The 15,572-nt window shown below is 64.1% G+C and carries 15 protein-coding genes; 5 read left to right on the top strand and 10 right to left on the bottom strand.

Going from position 1 to position 15,572, the window contains the following annotated elements; all coding sequences use genetic code 11:
- The 6 genes from Q7V20_RS06940 to Q7V20_RS06915 form a co-directional block, all read right to left on the bottom strand.
- Positions 1–237 (bottom strand): histidinol dehydrogenase (locus Q7V20_RS06940; protein WP_304788553.1); only part of this gene is annotated, 237 nt, incomplete at its 3' end.
- A gap of 16 nt (positions 238–253) precedes the next feature.
- Complete coding sequence (gene hisG, locus Q7V20_RS06935; protein ID WP_304788551.1) at positions 254–907, bottom strand: ATP phosphoribosyltransferase; 654 nt, start codon at positions 905–907, stop codon at positions 254–256.
- The gene (murA, locus tag Q7V20_RS06930; protein WP_304788549.1) at positions 904–2,208 is read right to left on the bottom strand and encodes a UDP-N-acetylglucosamine 1-carboxyvinyltransferase; all 1,305 of its coding nucleotides are present in this window, start codon (positions 2,206–2,208) and stop codon (positions 904–906) included. Before murA ends, hisG begins: the two co-directional genes overlap by 4 nt.
- Before the next feature lie 90 nt (positions 2,209–2,298).
- A complete protein-coding gene (locus tag Q7V20_RS06925; protein ID WP_304788547.1) occupies positions 2,299–2,544 on the bottom strand; it encodes a BolA family protein in 246 nt (81 codons plus the stop codon).
- Positions 2,545–2,582: 38 nt separating this feature from the next.
- Positions 2,583–3,365, bottom strand: coding sequence for an ABC transporter permease (locus tag Q7V20_RS06920; protein ID WP_304788545.1), 783 nt, complete (start codon positions 3,363–3,365; stop codon positions 2,583–2,585).
- On the bottom strand, positions 3,362–4,270 hold the full coding sequence (locus Q7V20_RS06915) for an ABC transporter ATP-binding protein (RefSeq protein WP_304788543.1): 909 nt from the start codon (positions 4,268–4,270) through the stop codon (positions 3,362–3,364). The genes Q7V20_RS06920 and Q7V20_RS06915 overlap by 4 nt, the downstream gene beginning before the upstream one ends.
- A 124-nt stretch (positions 4,271–4,394) precedes the next feature.
- Between Q7V20_RS06915 and Q7V20_RS06910 the strand changes: the two genes are divergently transcribed.
- Entirely contained in the window at positions 4,395–4,652 is a 258-nt protein-coding gene (locus Q7V20_RS06910; protein ID WP_304788541.1) for an acyl-CoA-binding protein, read from the top strand.
- Between the two features lie 8 nt (positions 4,653–4,660).
- Here Q7V20_RS06910 and Q7V20_RS06905 read toward each other — a convergent pair whose 3' ends face one another.
- Both Q7V20_RS06905 and Q7V20_RS06900 read right to left on the bottom strand, forming a co-directional pair.
- Positions 4,661–5,881, bottom strand: coding sequence for an NAD(P)/FAD-dependent oxidoreductase (locus Q7V20_RS06905; RefSeq protein WP_304788539.1), 1,221 nt, complete (start codon positions 5,879–5,881; stop codon positions 4,661–4,663).
- Between the two features lie 19 nt (positions 5,882–5,900).
- Complete coding sequence (locus Q7V20_RS06900; protein ID WP_304788537.1) at positions 5,901–6,215, bottom strand: polyhydroxyalkanoic acid system family protein; 315 nt, start codon at positions 6,213–6,215, stop codon at positions 5,901–5,903.
- 119 nt (positions 6,216–6,334) lie between these two features.
- Here Q7V20_RS06900 and Q7V20_RS06895 point away from each other — a divergent pair, with 119 nt between their 5' ends.
- The 4 genes from Q7V20_RS06895 to Q7V20_RS06880 all read left to right on the top strand — a co-directional run bounded on the left by Q7V20_RS06895 (position 6,335) and on the right by Q7V20_RS06880 (position 13,152).
- Positions 6,335–7,552, top strand: coding sequence for a M20 aminoacylase family protein (locus Q7V20_RS06895; RefSeq protein ID WP_304788535.1), 1,218 nt, complete (start codon positions 6,335–6,337; stop codon positions 7,550–7,552).
- A 108-nt stretch (positions 7,553–7,660) separates the two neighbouring features.
- On the top strand, positions 7,661–11,140 hold the full coding sequence (locus Q7V20_RS06890; protein WP_304788534.1) for a response regulator: 3,480 nt from the start codon (positions 7,661–7,663) through the stop codon (positions 11,138–11,140).
- Between the two features lie 5 nt (positions 11,141–11,145).
- Complete coding sequence (locus tag Q7V20_RS06885; RefSeq protein ID WP_304788532.1) at positions 11,146–11,961, top strand: protein-glutamate O-methyltransferase CheR; 816 nt, start codon at positions 11,146–11,148, stop codon at positions 11,959–11,961.
- Between the two features lie 9 nt (positions 11,962–11,970).
- Positions 11,971–13,152, top strand: a complete 1,182-nt coding sequence (locus tag Q7V20_RS06880; protein WP_304788530.1) for an ATP-binding protein — start codon at positions 11,971–11,973, stop codon at positions 13,150–13,152.
- Here the strand turns inward: Q7V20_RS06880 and Q7V20_RS06875 are convergent.
- Positions 13,149–15,092, bottom strand: coding sequence for a DUF1631 family protein (locus Q7V20_RS06875; protein WP_304788528.1), 1,944 nt, complete (start codon positions 15,090–15,092; stop codon positions 13,149–13,151). The genes Q7V20_RS06880 and Q7V20_RS06875 overlap by 4 nt on opposite strands.
- Positions 15,093–15,272: 180 nt before the next feature.
- A complete protein-coding gene (locus Q7V20_RS06870; protein ID WP_304788526.1) occupies positions 15,273–15,539 on the bottom strand; it encodes a DUF4148 domain-containing protein in 267 nt (88 codons plus the stop codon).
- Positions 15,540–15,572: the final 33 nt, after the last annotated feature.

The raw sequence follows: 15,572 nt of genomic DNA, 5'->3' as shown, positions 1-15,572 counted from the left end.
TGCTTTCAGCTCGGCCGTACCCAACTCCAGCGCTGCAACGCTGTCGGCCTGGAGGTGGTCAAAACGCCCGGTGTACTCCAGCACAGCGTCATCCCCCCGCAAACGCACATCGGCCAGGATGGCGCCGACGCGGTTTTCGATCTCGACGTCCGTGGCCGCCGACCAATGCAGCACCTTGTGAAAGGCGGCTTCAAAGTCAGGCTGGGCGGTGTCGAGGTGGCGGATGTTGACGGTCATGGTGTCGTGCAAGGACTCAGGCAGGGATGGCCGATTCAAAGGCCTGGATGACTTGGCGGATGGCTTCGCGCTTGAGCTTGAGCGAAGCCTGGTTGACCACCAGGCGCGAGGAGATCTGCATGATCTCTTCGACCTCGACCAGGTGGTTGGCCTTGAGCGTGTTGCCGGTGGAAACCAGGTCAACGATGGCATCGGCCACACCGATCAAAGGGGCCAACTCCATCGAGCCATACAGCTTGATCAGGTCCACGTGCACGCCCTTGTTGGCGAAGTGCTCGCTGGCAATCGTCGTGTACTTGGTCGCCACGCGGATGCGCGAACCTTGCTTGACCGCCGTGGCGTAGTCGAAGTCGGCGCGCACGGCCACGCTCATGCGGCACTTGGCGATGTTCAGGTCCAGCGGCTGGTAGAGGTTGTCGCCGCCGTGCTCGATCAGGGTGTCTTTGCCCGCCACGCCGATGTCGGCGCCGCCATGCTGCACATAGGTGGGCACATCGGTGGCGCGCACCAGTACCACGCGCACGTCGGGGCGGTTGGTGGACAGGATCAGCTTGCGGGACTTTTCAGGGTCCTCGGTGACCTCGATGCCGGCGGCGGCCAGCAAGGGCAAGGTCTCTTCGAAGATGCGGCCTTTGGACAAAGCCAGGGTGATCATGCCGGGGTTGCTCATGCGGGGGCCTTGACTCGTTCGATGTCGGCGCCGATGGCGCGCAGCTTGGCTTCCATGCGGTCGTAGCCCCGGTCAAGGTGGTAGATGCGGTCGATCAGGGTTTCGCCATCGGCCACCAGGCCTGCGATGACCAGGCCCGCGGACGCGCGCAAATCGGTGGCCATGACGATGGCGCCCGACAACTGCGGCACGCCCGTCACCACCGCCGTGTGCCCGTCGATGTCGATCCGGGCGCCCAGGCGCACCAGCTCGTTGACGTGCATGAAGCGGTTTTCAAAAATGGTTTCATGGATCACGGCCGTGCCCTCGGCCACGCAGTTGAGCGCCATGAACTGCGCCTGCATGTCGGTCGGGAAAGCCGGGTACTCGCGGGTGCGGAAACCCACGGCCTTGGCGCGGCCGCTGGCTTGCACGCGGATCCAGTCCTCGCCCGATTCGATCGACACGCCAGCCTCGCGCAGCTTTTCAATGACGGCCTCAAGGTGGTCGGCATTGGCGCGACGCAGGGTGACGTCGCCACCGGTGGCGGCCACGGCGCACAGGAAGGTGCCGGTCTCGATGCGGTCGGGGATGATCTGGTGCGGGGCGCTGCTGCTCAAACCGTGCAGCTTGTCGACGCCCTGGATGCGCAGGCGGTGGGTGCCACGGCCTTCGATCCTGGCGCCCATGGCGATCAGCATGTCGACCAGGTCGGTGATCTCGGGCTCTTGCGCCGCGTTCTCAAGGATGGTCTCGCCTTCGGCCAGGCTGGCGGCCATCAGCAGGTTCTCGGTGCCGGTGACGGTGACCATGTCGGTGGTGATGCGCGCGCCCTTCAGGCGCTGCGGCTGGCCATCGGCGCCCAAGGCAGTGCGCGCTTCGATGTAGCCATGCTCGACCGTGATCTGCGCGCCCATGGCCTGCAGGCCCTTGATGTGCTGATCAACCGGGCGTGAACCAATCGCGCAGCCACCTGGCAGCGACACGCGGGCGCGGCCAAAGCGGGCCAGCAATGGGCCCAGCACCAGAATCGAGGCGCGCATGGTCTTGACCAGCTCGTAGGGGGCCTCGGGGTTGTTCACGCGGCCAGCGTCAAGCGTGACGTGGTCGTCCTGGTCGGCATGGCGCTCGCACACCACGCCCATGTTGCTCAGCAGCTTGAACGTGGTGGCCACGTCCTTGAGCAAGGGCACGTTGGCCAGGGTCACGGGCTCGGCGCTGAGCAGCGCGGCGCACAGTTCGGGCAGCGCGGCATTCTTGGCGCCGGCAATGGTCACTTCGCCTTGAAGACGGCGACCGCCACGGATCAGGAGTTTGTCCATGAAAAGCACAAAGGGCGCGAGGTCAGCGGAGGTCTGGTTCCGCAGTTCGCGCCGGGGTGAATCGGTAAATAACGAAAATTCGCGATCAGATCAGGCTTTTTCGGCCCATTCCGCCGGGGTCAATGTCTTCATCGACAGGGCGTGGATCTGAGCCCGCATTCTATCGCCCAGGGCCTGGTAAACGCGCTGGTGGCGGGCGACACGGTTCTTGCCCTCGAACTCGGTGGAGACGATGGTGGCGAAAAAATGCTGGCCGTCGCCCTCCACTTCCAGGTGGGCGCAGGGCAAGCCCTCGGCAATGTAGTGCTGGACTTCAGCGGCGGTGGGGTCGGCCATGGTGGGTGCTCTCGGCAAAATCAAACGAAAAAGGTCGGTCAATGCCGGATTTTGTACCCGGTCTTGAGAAGGTGCAGGGCGATCAGCGAAACCCCGAGTGTGGCGCTGCCCACCACGCCCAGGCTGAGCCAGGGGCTGACATCGCTGACGCCAAAAAAACCGCGCCGGAAACCATCGATCAGGTAGAAAAACGGGTTCAGGTGCGACAGGCCCAGCCAGAACGGCGGCAGCGAATGCACCGAATAGAACACGCCCGACAAAAACGTCATGGGCATGATGATGAAGTTCTGGAACACCGCCATGTGGTCAAATTTTTCGGCCCACAGACCGGCGATCAGGCCGAGCGCGCCCAGCAGCGAGCCCCCGAGCACCGCGAAAATCACCGCCCACCAGGGCTCGGCCAGGCCGGGCGGCGCGAACCAGCCCGTGACCAGGAACACGCCCAGCCCCACGGCCAGCCCCCGCACCAGCGACGCACCCACATAGGCAACAAACCAAGCCCGGTGCGACAGCGGCGTCAGCAGCAGGAACACCAGGTTGCCAGTGATCTTGCTTTGCACCAGCGACGAGGAACTGTTGGCAAAGGCGTTCTGCAGCAGGCTCATCATGACCAGGCCGGGGATCAGGAAGCGGGTGTAGCCCACGCCGTTGAACACCTCGACCTTGCCTTGCAGCACGTGGCCAAAGATCAGCAGGTACAAAACGGCGGTCAGCACGGGCGCGGCCACGGTCTGGAAGGCCACCTTCCAGAAACGCAGCACTTCCTTGACAAACAGCGGCCGGGCACCCGACAGGCCCAGCGCGTTGATCAGGCCGCTCATGCGTGCACCCCCTGCATGATGCTGAGGAAGACGTCTTCCAGGTCGGCCCGGCCGATTTCCAGGTCTTCAACCCGGCACTGGCTTTGCCGCAAGGTGGCCAGGATCTGCTCGATCTCGGCCGCGTCATGGGCCGGGAGTTGCACGATGCGGCCGGTGATGCGGGCCCGCTCGGCCAGCCCCACCGGCAAAGGATCATCAGTCTTGAAACGCAGCATGGTGTGGGCCGTGCCGGCCAGCAAGGCCGAGGTGCGGTCCAGCGCCACCAGCTTGCCCTGCTTGAGCATGCCGATGCGGTGGCACAAGGCCTCGGCCTCTTCCAGGTAATGCGTGGTCAGCAGCACCGTGTGGCCTTCCTTGTTGAGCCGCGCGATGAACTGCCAAAGTGTTTGGCGCAACTCCACATCCACGCCCGCCGTGGGCTCGTCCAGCACGATAACCGGTGGCTTGTGCACCAGGGCCTGGGCCACCAGCACCCGCCGCTTCATGCCGCCCGACAGTTGGCGCATGTTGGCATCGGCCTTGTCGCTCAAACCCAGGTGGTGCAGCAACTCGTCGACCCAGGCGCCGTTTTTGTTCAGCCCGAAATAGGCGCTCTGGATCATCAAGGTTTCGCGCACCGAGAAGAAGGGGTCGAAGACCAGCTCTTGCGGCACCACGCCCAGTTGGCGGCGCGCGAAGGCATAGTCGGTGACGACATCGTGCCCCTGCACCGCCACCTTGCCGGTGGTGGCTCGGCTCAAGCCCGCCAGGATGCTGATGAGGGTGGTTTTGCCGGCACCGTTGGGCCCCAGCAGGCCGAAGAATTCGCCCTCTTTGATGTCAAAGCTGACGCCCTGCAAGGCCGCGACTTCTCGCCCGGCCGAAACGTAGGATTTGGTGACTTGTTGGAATGAAACTGCACTCATGAGGTGCCGCATTGTAGGGAGCGCGTCAAAAGCCTGCCGCATGCGGGCCAACAGCCACCGTGATCAAGGGGCTGATGGCCGAAAGAGTCAGCAGTAAGATTGGCAGACCCATAAGGAGACAGACATGACCGACCTGACCACCCAATTCGAAGCCGCTGTGGCCAATTCCAAGCTGCTGCCTGCCAAGCCCGACAACGACACCCTGCTGAAGATCTACTCGCTCTTCAAGCAAGCCACCGTGGGCGATGTGCAAGGCGACCGCCCTGGCATGATGGATTTCGTGGCGCGCGCCAAGTACGACGCCTGGGCCGCCCTCAAGGGCAAGACGTCCGACCAGGCCAAGCAAACCTACATCGATCTGATCGAATCGCTGAAGAAGTGAAGTGATCGCTATTCGGTGAAAAGTTTCAGCAAGCCCTTGGCCGTCAGCAGGTGGCCGGGGTTGCTGGTTTCATCGAGCAGGCCACTGATGCGCTGGCGGATTTTGGCGCTGCGTTGCGCGCGCCAGACCACCACGTCGGCCAACCAGGGCTGACGGTTGACCCAGTTGGCGCGCTGGTACATCTTGAAGCGCGGCTTGAGGGCGTTCAGTTGCCCCTCGAAGCTGGCACGCACCTGGGCATCGCCCCAGCCCTTCTCGCGCCCATCGATCACCGCCTGGGCGGCCAACATGCCGGTGTGCAAGGCCTTGCCGATGCCCTCGCCCGTGAACGAGTAAGTGCTGCCCGCCGCTTCGCCGCAGACCAGCAAGCCTGGCCTTGAAAAGCGCGCGCCCTCCAGGTTGAAACGCAAAGGTGCGCCTTTGATCTCCCCCATCGGCACACCGCCTTGCACCAGCTCGCGCGCCGGGGCGTACACGCGGGTGAAGCTGTCGTAGATCTGGCGCAGGTTGGGTTGGTTGCCAGCACGGGCCTGGCGGATCTCGGAGATGCCCACGCCGATGTTGAACACCCCATCGCCACATGGAAAGATCCAGCCATAGCCCGGGCGCAGCGCTCGATGCCAAACGATTTCAAGGCGATCGATGCGCCCCACCATGGCGTCGTTCCTGATGTAGCCGCGCAGCGCCACGCCGCTGGGGGTGTGGCGCTCGGCCATGCCCGCGGCCAACAAGGCCTGCGGCACGGCGCCCGTGGCCAGCAAGACCCATGGCGCCCGGATCTCATGCTGCCGATCGCCTTGCTGCAGCCGCGCACCCACCACCACGCCGCCCTCTTCAAGGGGAGAGGAAAAACGCACCGGCGCGTGCATGCGGGCACCGGCCGCCACCGCCGCGCGGCACAGGATGTCGTCCAGTACTTTGCGTGGCAGCACCGCCAGCTCGCCCGGTACATCCACCCGCCCGCCGCGGGGTGCGATGCAGGCCACGTGGCCAACCGCCTGGGCATGGCGCATCACCTCGTCCAGCACACCCAGTCCGCGCAGCGCCTGGTGCGCATCAGGGATGAGGCCATCACCACACACCTTGTCGCGGGGAAAAGCCTGCTGGTCCACCAGCACCACCGACCGCCCGGCACGCGCCAGACGCAAGGCCGCGGCACTGCCTGCCGGCCCAGCCCCCACGACCAGCACGTCGCAGGCATCGGGCAGCGCGTCAAAACCGAGGTTCATGGCGAACGTGTCGGCCTGCTCAAGCCGTGGGCGTGCCGCCTTCGGCCTTGGCCAGGATGTTGGCCAGGTTCCGGTCGATTTCGGCCTCGATCAGGGGCTTGAACGCCGACATCATCATGCCCAGCTTGGTGTCCAGCTCGAAGGCATCGGCGCGCACTTTCATCTGCCCGGTGACGCCCATGCGCTCGAAGCTGATGGTGTCTTCGCCATCGCCCTGCACCAGGTTGCAGGTCAGGCCCAGTTGCTTGGCTGCATCGCTCATCCAGTCCTGGGCCAGGGCACGGGCTTTGTCCATGCCCAAGGCATGGGAACGCTGAATTTTGATGTCGGCCATGGGGCGGATTCCTGATGGGGTAGATGGGTCGACAGTTTAGCGTTCGCCAGGCCAGTGCTGGCCTTGTCCGGGGCCCACGGGTAAGATCCAGGCTTCCTCCTCATCAGGCTCCTTTCGCCATGTCCGCCGACATCTCCGACCTGTCGTCATTGGTGCTGCCCTCTTTGCTGGATCAGGCTGAATCGATCCAGGTTCTGCGCCGCGACATCCACGCGCACCCCGAGCTGTGCTTTGAAGAGGTGCGCACCTCGGACCTGATCGCCAACACACTGGCCGGTTGGGGCATTGAGGTGCACCGGGGACTGGGCAAGACAGGGCTGGTGGGTGTGATCCAGGGCCGTCCGGGGCCCAACGCGGTGGGTCTGCGCGCCGACATCGACGCCCTGCCCATCACCGAGCGCAACCAGTTTGCCCACGCCAGCCGCCATGCCGGGCGCATGCACGCCTGCGGCCACGATGGCCACACCGCCATGCTGCTGGCCGCTGCCCAGTATCTGGCCCAACACCGCGACTTTGAAGGCACGGTCTACCTGGTGTTCCAGCCTGCCGAAGAAGGCGGCGGTGGTGCGGCGGCCATGATGCGCGACGGCCTGTTCACCCGCTTCCCGATGCAGGCCATTTTTGGCGTGCACAACTGGCCGGGCATGGCCGTGGGCCAGTTCGCCATCAAGCCCGGCCCCTGCTTTGCCTCCAGCAACGAGTTCCACATCACCGTGCGCGGCAAGGGCTCGCACGCGGCCATGCCGCACCTGGGCATCGACCCGGTGCCGGTGGCCTGCCAGATGGTGCAGGCCTTTCAGACCATCCTGACGCGCAATGTGCGGCCCATCGACACGGGCGTGATCTCGGTGACCATGATCCAGGCGGGCGAGGCTACCAATGTGGTGCCCGACTTCGTGACCGTGCAGGGCACCGTGCGCACCTTCACCACCGAGGTGCTGGACTTGATTGAAGAGCGCATGCGGGCTGTGGCCCAGCACACCTGCGCGGCCTTTGGCGCTGAATGTGAGTTCGAGTTCAGCCGCAACTACCCGCCCACCATCAACCACCCCGCAGAAACCGATTTCGTCCGTCAGGTGATGGCTGAGCTGGTGGGCGCGGACAACGTGCTGGAGTTCGAGCCCACCATGGGCGCCGAGGATTTCAGCTACTACCTGCAGGCCATTCCGGGTGCCTACTTCCTGATCGGCAATGGCGACGGCGCACACCGCGAAGGTGGGCATGGCCTGGGCCCGTGCATGCTGCACAACCCCAGTTATGACTTCAATGACCAACTGATCCCGCTGGGGGCCACCTTGTGGGTCAACCTGGCCCGCAAGTGGCTGGCAAAAGCTTGAAGTCAACACAAAAACAACGACTGAAGAACAGCGCATCCAACCTGAAGCCCCTGCCCTTGAAATAGGCCGGTCTCTGAGAGACCATGCCTGAAAAAGGAGACAAGCGGGATGAGACTGTCCATCGCGACCAAGCTGGGTCTTGGGTTCATTCCTGCGCTGTTCGCTTTGATCACCGTGGGTGCGCTGTATCGCGAGCGCATCACCGAGATCGATGAAAGCGCACGCTGGGTGACCCACACGCTGGAAGTCCAGCAGCAACTGGAGAACACCCGAGCCCTGCTGGCCGAAACCGAGAGCAGCGCCCGCGCTTTCATGCTCAGCCCGCAGGACAGCTACCGGCAGGCCACCAAAAACCTGGCCTCGGAGGCGCGAAATGCCGTCAAGGCCATCAAGCGCCTGACCCGGGACAACACCGCCCAGCAAGAACGGGTCGATGCCTTGGGCACCGCCCTGGCCGTTCGGTTGGACAACATCATGCCCCGCCTTGAGCAGAAGCTGCCCTACGCCAACCTTGACGACCTGCTCGATGAAGGACAGCGGCAAGGCGATGCGGCGCGCGCCCTCATCAAGGAGATGGAAACCTACGAACGCCAATTGCTGACCACCCGCCAGGAGGCGCAAGCGGCCACGCTCAGGCAAACCGGCCAAGCGGTGCTGATCGCCACGGCAGCCGCCACCATCCTGGTGATCTTCTTTGGCATGGCCACGGTGCGCAGCATCACGCAGCCTCTGCTGAGGCTTGAAAGCGGCGCCAAACGGGTGGGCGAAGGCGACTATGCACACCGCATCATCGCCACCGCGCATGACGAGATCGGGCGCGTGGCAGGGGTGTTCAACCAGATGGTTGAACGCATTGAACACCGCGAGCGAACCGCCGCCGAGCAGAACTGGATCAAATCCAGCCTGGCCAGCTTCACGCCCATTTTCCAGGCGGGCAAGGACCTGGAGAGTGTGTGCCAGGCCACCCTGTCCCAACTGGCCACCTTGCTGGCAGCGCCCTGCCTGGTGCTGTACATGCGCGAAGAGCGCCATGGTCGGCCAGGGCTGACGCGGCGCGCACATTTCGCGGCCCACCAGGCCAGTCAACACCTGGACGCTGGCGAAGGCCTGGCCGGTCAGTGCCTCATTGAAGGGCGCACCTTGCTGCTGTCGGACTTGCCTGAGGATTACTTCAAGGTGGACTCCGCGCTGGGCTCAACCAGGCCCAGGCATGTCTTCGTGGGCCCCATCGCTTTTGAAGCCGAAGTGCGGGCGGTGATCGAGATCGCCTTGATGCAGCCCCTGAGCGACATCCAGCGCGAGTTCCTGGACCGCCTCAGCGAAGGCCTGGGCTTGATGTTGAATGCCCTGGAGGCCAAGCAGGGCACCGAAGCCGCCTTGCAGGCCCAGACCGCCCTGACCCTGACCCTGCAAAAGCAGCAAGATGCCTTGAAGCTGAGCAACGAAGAGCTGGCGCTGCAAAGCGAGCAGTTGCGGGCCTCCGAGCGGCTGGCGCGCGAGCAGCAGGAAGAGCTGATGATGGCCAATGAGGAGCAGCATCAGGCCAATGCCGAGTTGCGCCAGTTGACCTTGTCGCTGGACCAGAAGGCGCAGCAGCTGACCGAGACCTCGGCCTTCAAGTCCGAATTCCTCGCCAACATGTCGCACGAGTTGCGCACGCCACTGAACAGCCTGCTCATCCTGTCCAAGCTGTTGGCCGAGGACGTGGAGCACCCTCTGTCCAGCAAGCAAATGCAATACGCCAAGACCATCCACGGTGCGGGCAACGACTTGCTGGCCTTGATCAACGAGATCCTGGACCTGGCCAAGATCGAATCGGGCAACACCCACATCGACATCACCGAGGTGCCCTGCGCCAACCTCGTGCAGCTGGCCAGCGACACCTTCACGCACGTGGCGCAAACCAGGAAGGTCGACTTCGTGATCGAAGTGGACCCCGCGTTGAGCGACACCTTGCACACGGACCAGGGCCGGGTCTGGCAAATTCTGAAGAACCTGCTGTCGAACGCTTTCAAGTTCACGGCCCAAGGCCGCGTTGTGTTGCGTTTTGGCATGGCGGCGGCCGCCGACGGCCTGCCCGCTCGGCTGAGCATGAGCGTGCAAGACACCGGCATTGGCATCCCACTGGAAAAACAGGCCCGCATTTTTGAAGCCTTCAAACAAGGCGACTCGGGCATCGCTCGGCAGTACGGCGGCACGGGGCTGGGCTTGTCGATCAGCCAGAAGCTGGCCCACCTGCTGGGCGGCTCGCTGGAGGTGACCAGTGAAGCCGGTCAAGGCAGCACCTTCACGCTGTACTTGCCGGCAGATGCCGCACTGTCGGCCCCGTCAGGCGCACCCGTCGCGGCTTTGAGCCACCCGGACCCGGCGGGCACCGTGATGGCGCCCATCGCGCCATCACTGCCCGCCAACCACAGCACGCTGATGGTGGTCAGTGACAACGAAGCCCTGGTCCGCAGCCTGTCGGACATGCTGAAGGACTACCCGATCGAACTGGTTCGACTCCCCGAGTTCGCCCAGGTCATGGCCGCCTGCGAGGCGCACCCTCCCTTGCTGGTGGTGCTGGACGGCACGGTCAACCGGGGCGAGATGTGGATGGCCATGGGCCACCTCAAACAGGACCACCAGACCCGCCACGTCTCCATCCACGTCATCTGCGACGAAGACCAACGCGAGCGCTCATTGCGCCTGGGCGCAACCTCCTACACCCTGCTGCCCACCGAATCCATCGAGACCTTGACCGCCACACTGCGCTCTCGCCTGGCCCGCCTGACGCAATGGCAGCGCAATGTGCTGGTGGTCGAAGACGACCCGGCTCAACTGGCCGCCGTGCTCGACCTGATCGGCAATGGCGACATCCATGCCAAGGGCGTGGCCACGGCCGCCGAGGCGCTTGAAGCGATCGCGGCCACGCCAGTTGACTGCGTGGTCATCGACCTGGGTCTGCCCGACATGGACGGTGGCGCCCTGATCGACGAGTTGAACCAACGCCTGGGCCGCGCCAGCCCGCCTGTGATCGTCTACACGGGCCGCTCCATGCCTCGTGCCGAAGAACTCAGCCTGATGAAAAAAGCCCAGGCCTTGATCATCAAAGGCGTGGGTTCGCCCGAACGGCTGATCGACGAGCTGTCATTGCTGATGAGCCGCCAGCCCTCGCGCCTGTCACCCAGCGCCCGCCAGCTGATCGATCGCAGCCGCAGCGAAGACCCGGTGCTGGCCGGGCAGAACATCCTGGTGGTGGACGACGATGTGCGCAACATCTTCGCCATCTCGGCCGCGCTGGAAACTTATGGTGCCCATGTGATCCACGCCGAAAGTGGCCTGGCGGGCATCGACATGTTGCACGAGCACCCCGACACGCACGTCGTGTTGATGGACGTGATGATGCCCACCATCGATGGCCTGGAGACCATCCGCCGGATCCGCAAGCTGCCGCAGTTTGCGATGCTGCCCATCATCGCGGTGACCGCCAAAGCCATGCCCGGTGACCGCGCGGCCTGCCTGGAAGCTGGGGCATCAGACTACCTGGCCAAGCCAGTGGACATGGACCGCCTGCGCGCCATGCTGCGTGTGTGGCTGACGGAATGACCAGGATGCCCGCCCACCTGCGCGCCGAACTGGGTCAACTGGTTGAAGCGGTGTCGTCGCTCAGCGGCATGGACTTTCGGCGCTACCAGCGTTCGGCCCTGTTGCGTCGTGTGCTGTCCACCGTGGACCAGGAAGGTGCCGGTTCGATCACGGGGCTGGTGTCCAAGGTTCGCGCCGACCACGACTGCCTGCAACGCCTGCGTGCGGCCATGATGCTGCACGTGACCTCGCTGTTCAGGGACGATGGCTATTACCGGCAGGTTCGCAAGAACATCGCGTTCCTGGCCACCTACCCCAGCTCGCAACTGTGGGTGGCCGCCTGCTCCACCGGGCCGGAAGTGATGTCCTACCGCATCCTGCTGCACGAGGCAGGCCTGGCCCAGCGGTGCCGCGTGTACGCCACCGACCTGAGCGAAGCCGCGTTGCAGCAGGCCCAGACCGGCCGATTTGAAGACCACCTGCTGGCGGAGTATGAGCACAACTACCGGCAAGCCGGTGGCCAAGGCTGCTTGACCGACTATTGCACCCGCCTGGATGGGCGTTGGCAGTTCAACGCCGCCCTGCTGGACAACGTCGTCTTCGGCGTTCACAACCTGCTGACCGATGCGTCTTTCAACGATTTTCAGTTCATTTCTTGCCGCAATGTGACGATGTACTTTGATCCGCAAGGACAAAATCATGTTCACACCTTGCTGCACCAAAGCCTGCGGCCATTTGGCTACCTGGGCTTGGGCTTGAGTGAGTCCCTGCTGCACTCGCCGCACCGCGAGGACTACAGGCAGATCCACCCCGGTGAGCCGCTGTACCGGAAAATTCGATAAAGGAGCTCCATGCAAGCCAAACCCGACATCAGCATCCTGATGGTGGACGATGAACCCGCCAACTTGCTGGCGCTCGAGGGCATCCTGGCGCCGCTGGGCCAACGGCTGGTCCGCGCGCAATCCGGGACCGAAGCCTTGCGCCACCTGCTGGACACCGACTTCGCCGTGATCCTGCTGGACGTGCGCATGCCCGGCATGAGCGGCATCGAAGCGGCCGCGCTCATCCGCAGCAGGCCTCGCTCGCGGTCCACGCCCATCATCTTCCTGACGGGCGAAGAGAAAAGTGCCGATGCCATGTTCGAGGGCTACTCGGCCGGTGCGGTCGACTACCTCATGAAGCCAGTGGTAGCCGCCATCCTGCGCTCCAAGGTCGAGGTGTTCACCGAACTGGCGCAAACACGGCTGCGGTTGCAACAACAGGTCAAGGAGCAAGAACAGGCGGCGCAAGAGTTGTCACGCCTGAACAGCATGCTGGCCCAGCGCAATGGCGATCTGGCGGCCGCCAACCTGGAGCTGGACTCCTTCTGTGCCACGGTGGCGCATGACCTTCGCTCACCACTGTCCCAGATCATCGGCTTCACCCAGTTGCTGGAGATGGCCACCGTGGACAAGCTCAGCAAGGAAGAGCACAAGCGGCTGAGCCTGGTGCGCACCATCGGCCTGCAGATGAACGACATGGTGACCGACTTCCTCAACTTTGCCCGCCTGGGCAGCACCCCGCTCCAGGCCGAACCCGTGGACATGGCGGACATGGCCAGCACCATCATGGCGGAGTTGTCGGGCCCGGACAAAGGCGTGCAGGCGGAATGGCAGGTGGACGCCCTGCCCCTCGCACATGGCGACAGCCGCATGCTGCGCCAGGTCTGGATCAACCTCTTGTCCAACGCCTTGAAGTACTCCAGAAACAGCCACCCGATCCGCATCGGCGTGCACGGCGAATTGCAAGGCGATGAGCTGGTCTACTGCGTGTCAGACAATGGCGTGGGCTTTGACGCCAGCCAGGCCCCGCGCCTGTTTGCCGCGTTTTCGCGCCTGCATGGGCAAGACGAGTTCGAGGGCATCGGCATTGGCCTGTCGTCGGTCAAACGCATTGTTCAAAAGCATGGCGGCCGGGTTTGGGCGCAGGCGCAAGTCGGCCAAGGCGCCGCCTTCTACTTCTCGCTGCCCGCCAAGCCACCAGCCTTCCGCTAGGCCTCGTCCAGGTCTTGCAGAACGCTGTCCACGGCGCGCTGCATCAGGCTCAATTCCACGAAGGTGGTGGCCAGGCCCTCGATGCGCAAACGCTCCAGGGCGCGGCGCGTCATCGAGTGCATGCCGCCCGCCAAAGCGCTGGTGAACATGAAGAACTCACCATTGTCGCTGCGCCATAACAAGTGGGCGGTGACCCATTGGCCTTGCAGGAAGAGCTTGCAACGCACGCCTTTGGTCAGGGTCTGCAACCAGCGCTGAGCGGCCACCTTGACACGGCTGTCCTCGTCCACACCACCCAGGGCCATGGGCACCGTGGGCAGCGCGCCCACGCTGGTGTCCTGGGCCCAGCTGTCAGATGCCTGCTCATCGCCGTCGGCCAGGACTTCGTCGCGCATCTGCTGGACCAAGTCCTGCGGCGTGGCGGGCTGGGCCTCACCGCCAGCCGGGGCACTGCGCAATCGGCGGGTGTGGGTTCGCATCAGATCATCCAGCACATGGTCGCGTTCTGCCTGCGGCAAGCCAATCATTTCCATGCCCAGCTTCAGCCGCTCGATCAATGAGGGCAGGCGCTGGCGGACCTCGTCGCGGTCTAGTTCGCTGGCGGGGCGCTCCAGGCTCCAGAGCAGCTCATCGACCGTGCCCACCAGCGACTGGGAGTGCGGGTTGTCAGTGCCCTGAGACACCATGGTGCGCGCCAACACATCCACCCAGGGCCCGGTCAGAAAGCGCCGCAAGGTCTCGCTCAACTCGGCGCTCTGCAGCTGGTGCATCACCTGCTGCCTCAACAAGGGCATCAGGGTCTGGCGCTGCTCGGCCTCGGCCAAAGCCTTCACCGCCACCTGCGAATGCTGCAACTGCGCGTCGTCCTCACGGTCGATGAAGGCCTGCACATCCGACAAAGCCCCTTCGTACAAAGCGGCACTGGGGGCGTCGTCCACCGCCAGCCGATCGACCAGGGGTTCGACGAAGGCCATGAATGCAGAACCCCGCGAATCACTGAACTGAGGGTGGTCGGAAGCGTGCGCAGCGATCTGGTTGATCAGGGACCAAGCCGGGTGTTCGTGAGAACTCATCAGCGTCGGGTCGGTCAAGGCCACGCGCACGACCGACGCCTGCAAGCGTCCGATCACATCCTTGACTGCGTCTTCCAAACGGGGATCGGCCAGGATTTGCTCGAACAGGCGAGAGAGCAATTCCACCGTCTGTGGCTGAGCAGCCCCGCCAGAGGATGGGTGCCTGGGCTGCAGGCGATCGCGCAGGTTCAGAAGCGCATCGGGCTGGGTCAGGTCCACCTCGGGCGCCGTGCCCGCGCGCACGATGGGCGCACTGCGGAACTCCAGGGGCTGCACGCCCCAGCCTTTGAGCCTGCGGCACGCATCGCCGTAAACATCCCTCAGCACATCGGCCATGGCGAAACCAGCCGTGCGCAAGAACATGCCCCGGCTGGCCTTGGACACCTTGATGCCATGCGCGGTGCGACTCAAAGCCCGCGCGTAGACCATGGGGCGGCAAGGATTGGCCTCCAGGCGCAGCACGGTCTCACCCAACAACGTGGCGGTCAGGGCTTGCAGCTCACGCAACTCCCATTCGGCCTTCAGGTCGATCAGCTGGATGGTGCGTGAAATCTCGATGTCTTTCTCGGCCTGATCCTCGTCCATCAAGGTCAGGTCTTCCAGGCGCAACGGCCCGGCGGGCAAGCGCACCGGATTGACCTGCATCTGCGAGGCTGACTCGATCTCGGCCTTGATGTCGCGGCCAAACGCCGTGATCAATGCCAATTGGTGAATCTGCAAGGCTTCCAGCACTTCAAACAGTTGCTGGCGGTCGGCGGCCAGGGCCATGGTGGCGCCAGAGTCGCGCAAACGCTGAACCGTGGCGTCAATCACCTGCTGTGCGACCAAAGGGCCGCCGGCCAGCATGGCATCGAGGTGCTTCTTCACGAGGGGGCCATCGTGCATAAAGGATTTCCCTGGACACCGGCATTGGTTCACACAGTGTAGGTCGGGAGGTTCATGGCGCGATGGTTGAAAAGCCCCAGGAGATGGCGGGAAAAGGACAAATCAACAACTGGACGGGCCGCCGGTCCGCGCAAGGACAAGGCCCGCCAGTGGCAACTTGCATCAATGGGCCGTCTTGGTGGCCTTGACCGTGGCCTGCTGACCCGCCGCGGTGGGGGCCAATTCCTCAACCTTGTTGGCCGTGGCCAGGGATGAAGGGCGCGACACCGGGGTGACGAATTCGCGGGCGAAATCCAGCTCGCCGGCCTTGAGCGCTCGGATGTATTCGGCCTTGACCTGTTCACGTGTCACGGGGGCTGTGGTGTCGGCCAGTGCGGGCAATGCCAGGGCAGCGGTCAAAACGGCCAGGAGGGTAGTGCGTGTGTTCATGGTGCTTCCTTCTTCATCAGGCATCAGGAAAAT

It is taken from the genome of Aquabacterium sp. (genome assembly GCF_030652515.1).
Taxonomy (GTDB): domain Bacteria; phylum Pseudomonadota; class Gammaproteobacteria; order Burkholderiales; family Burkholderiaceae_C; genus Aquabacterium.
This window is presented reverse-complemented; position numbering and strand designations above follow the sequence as displayed.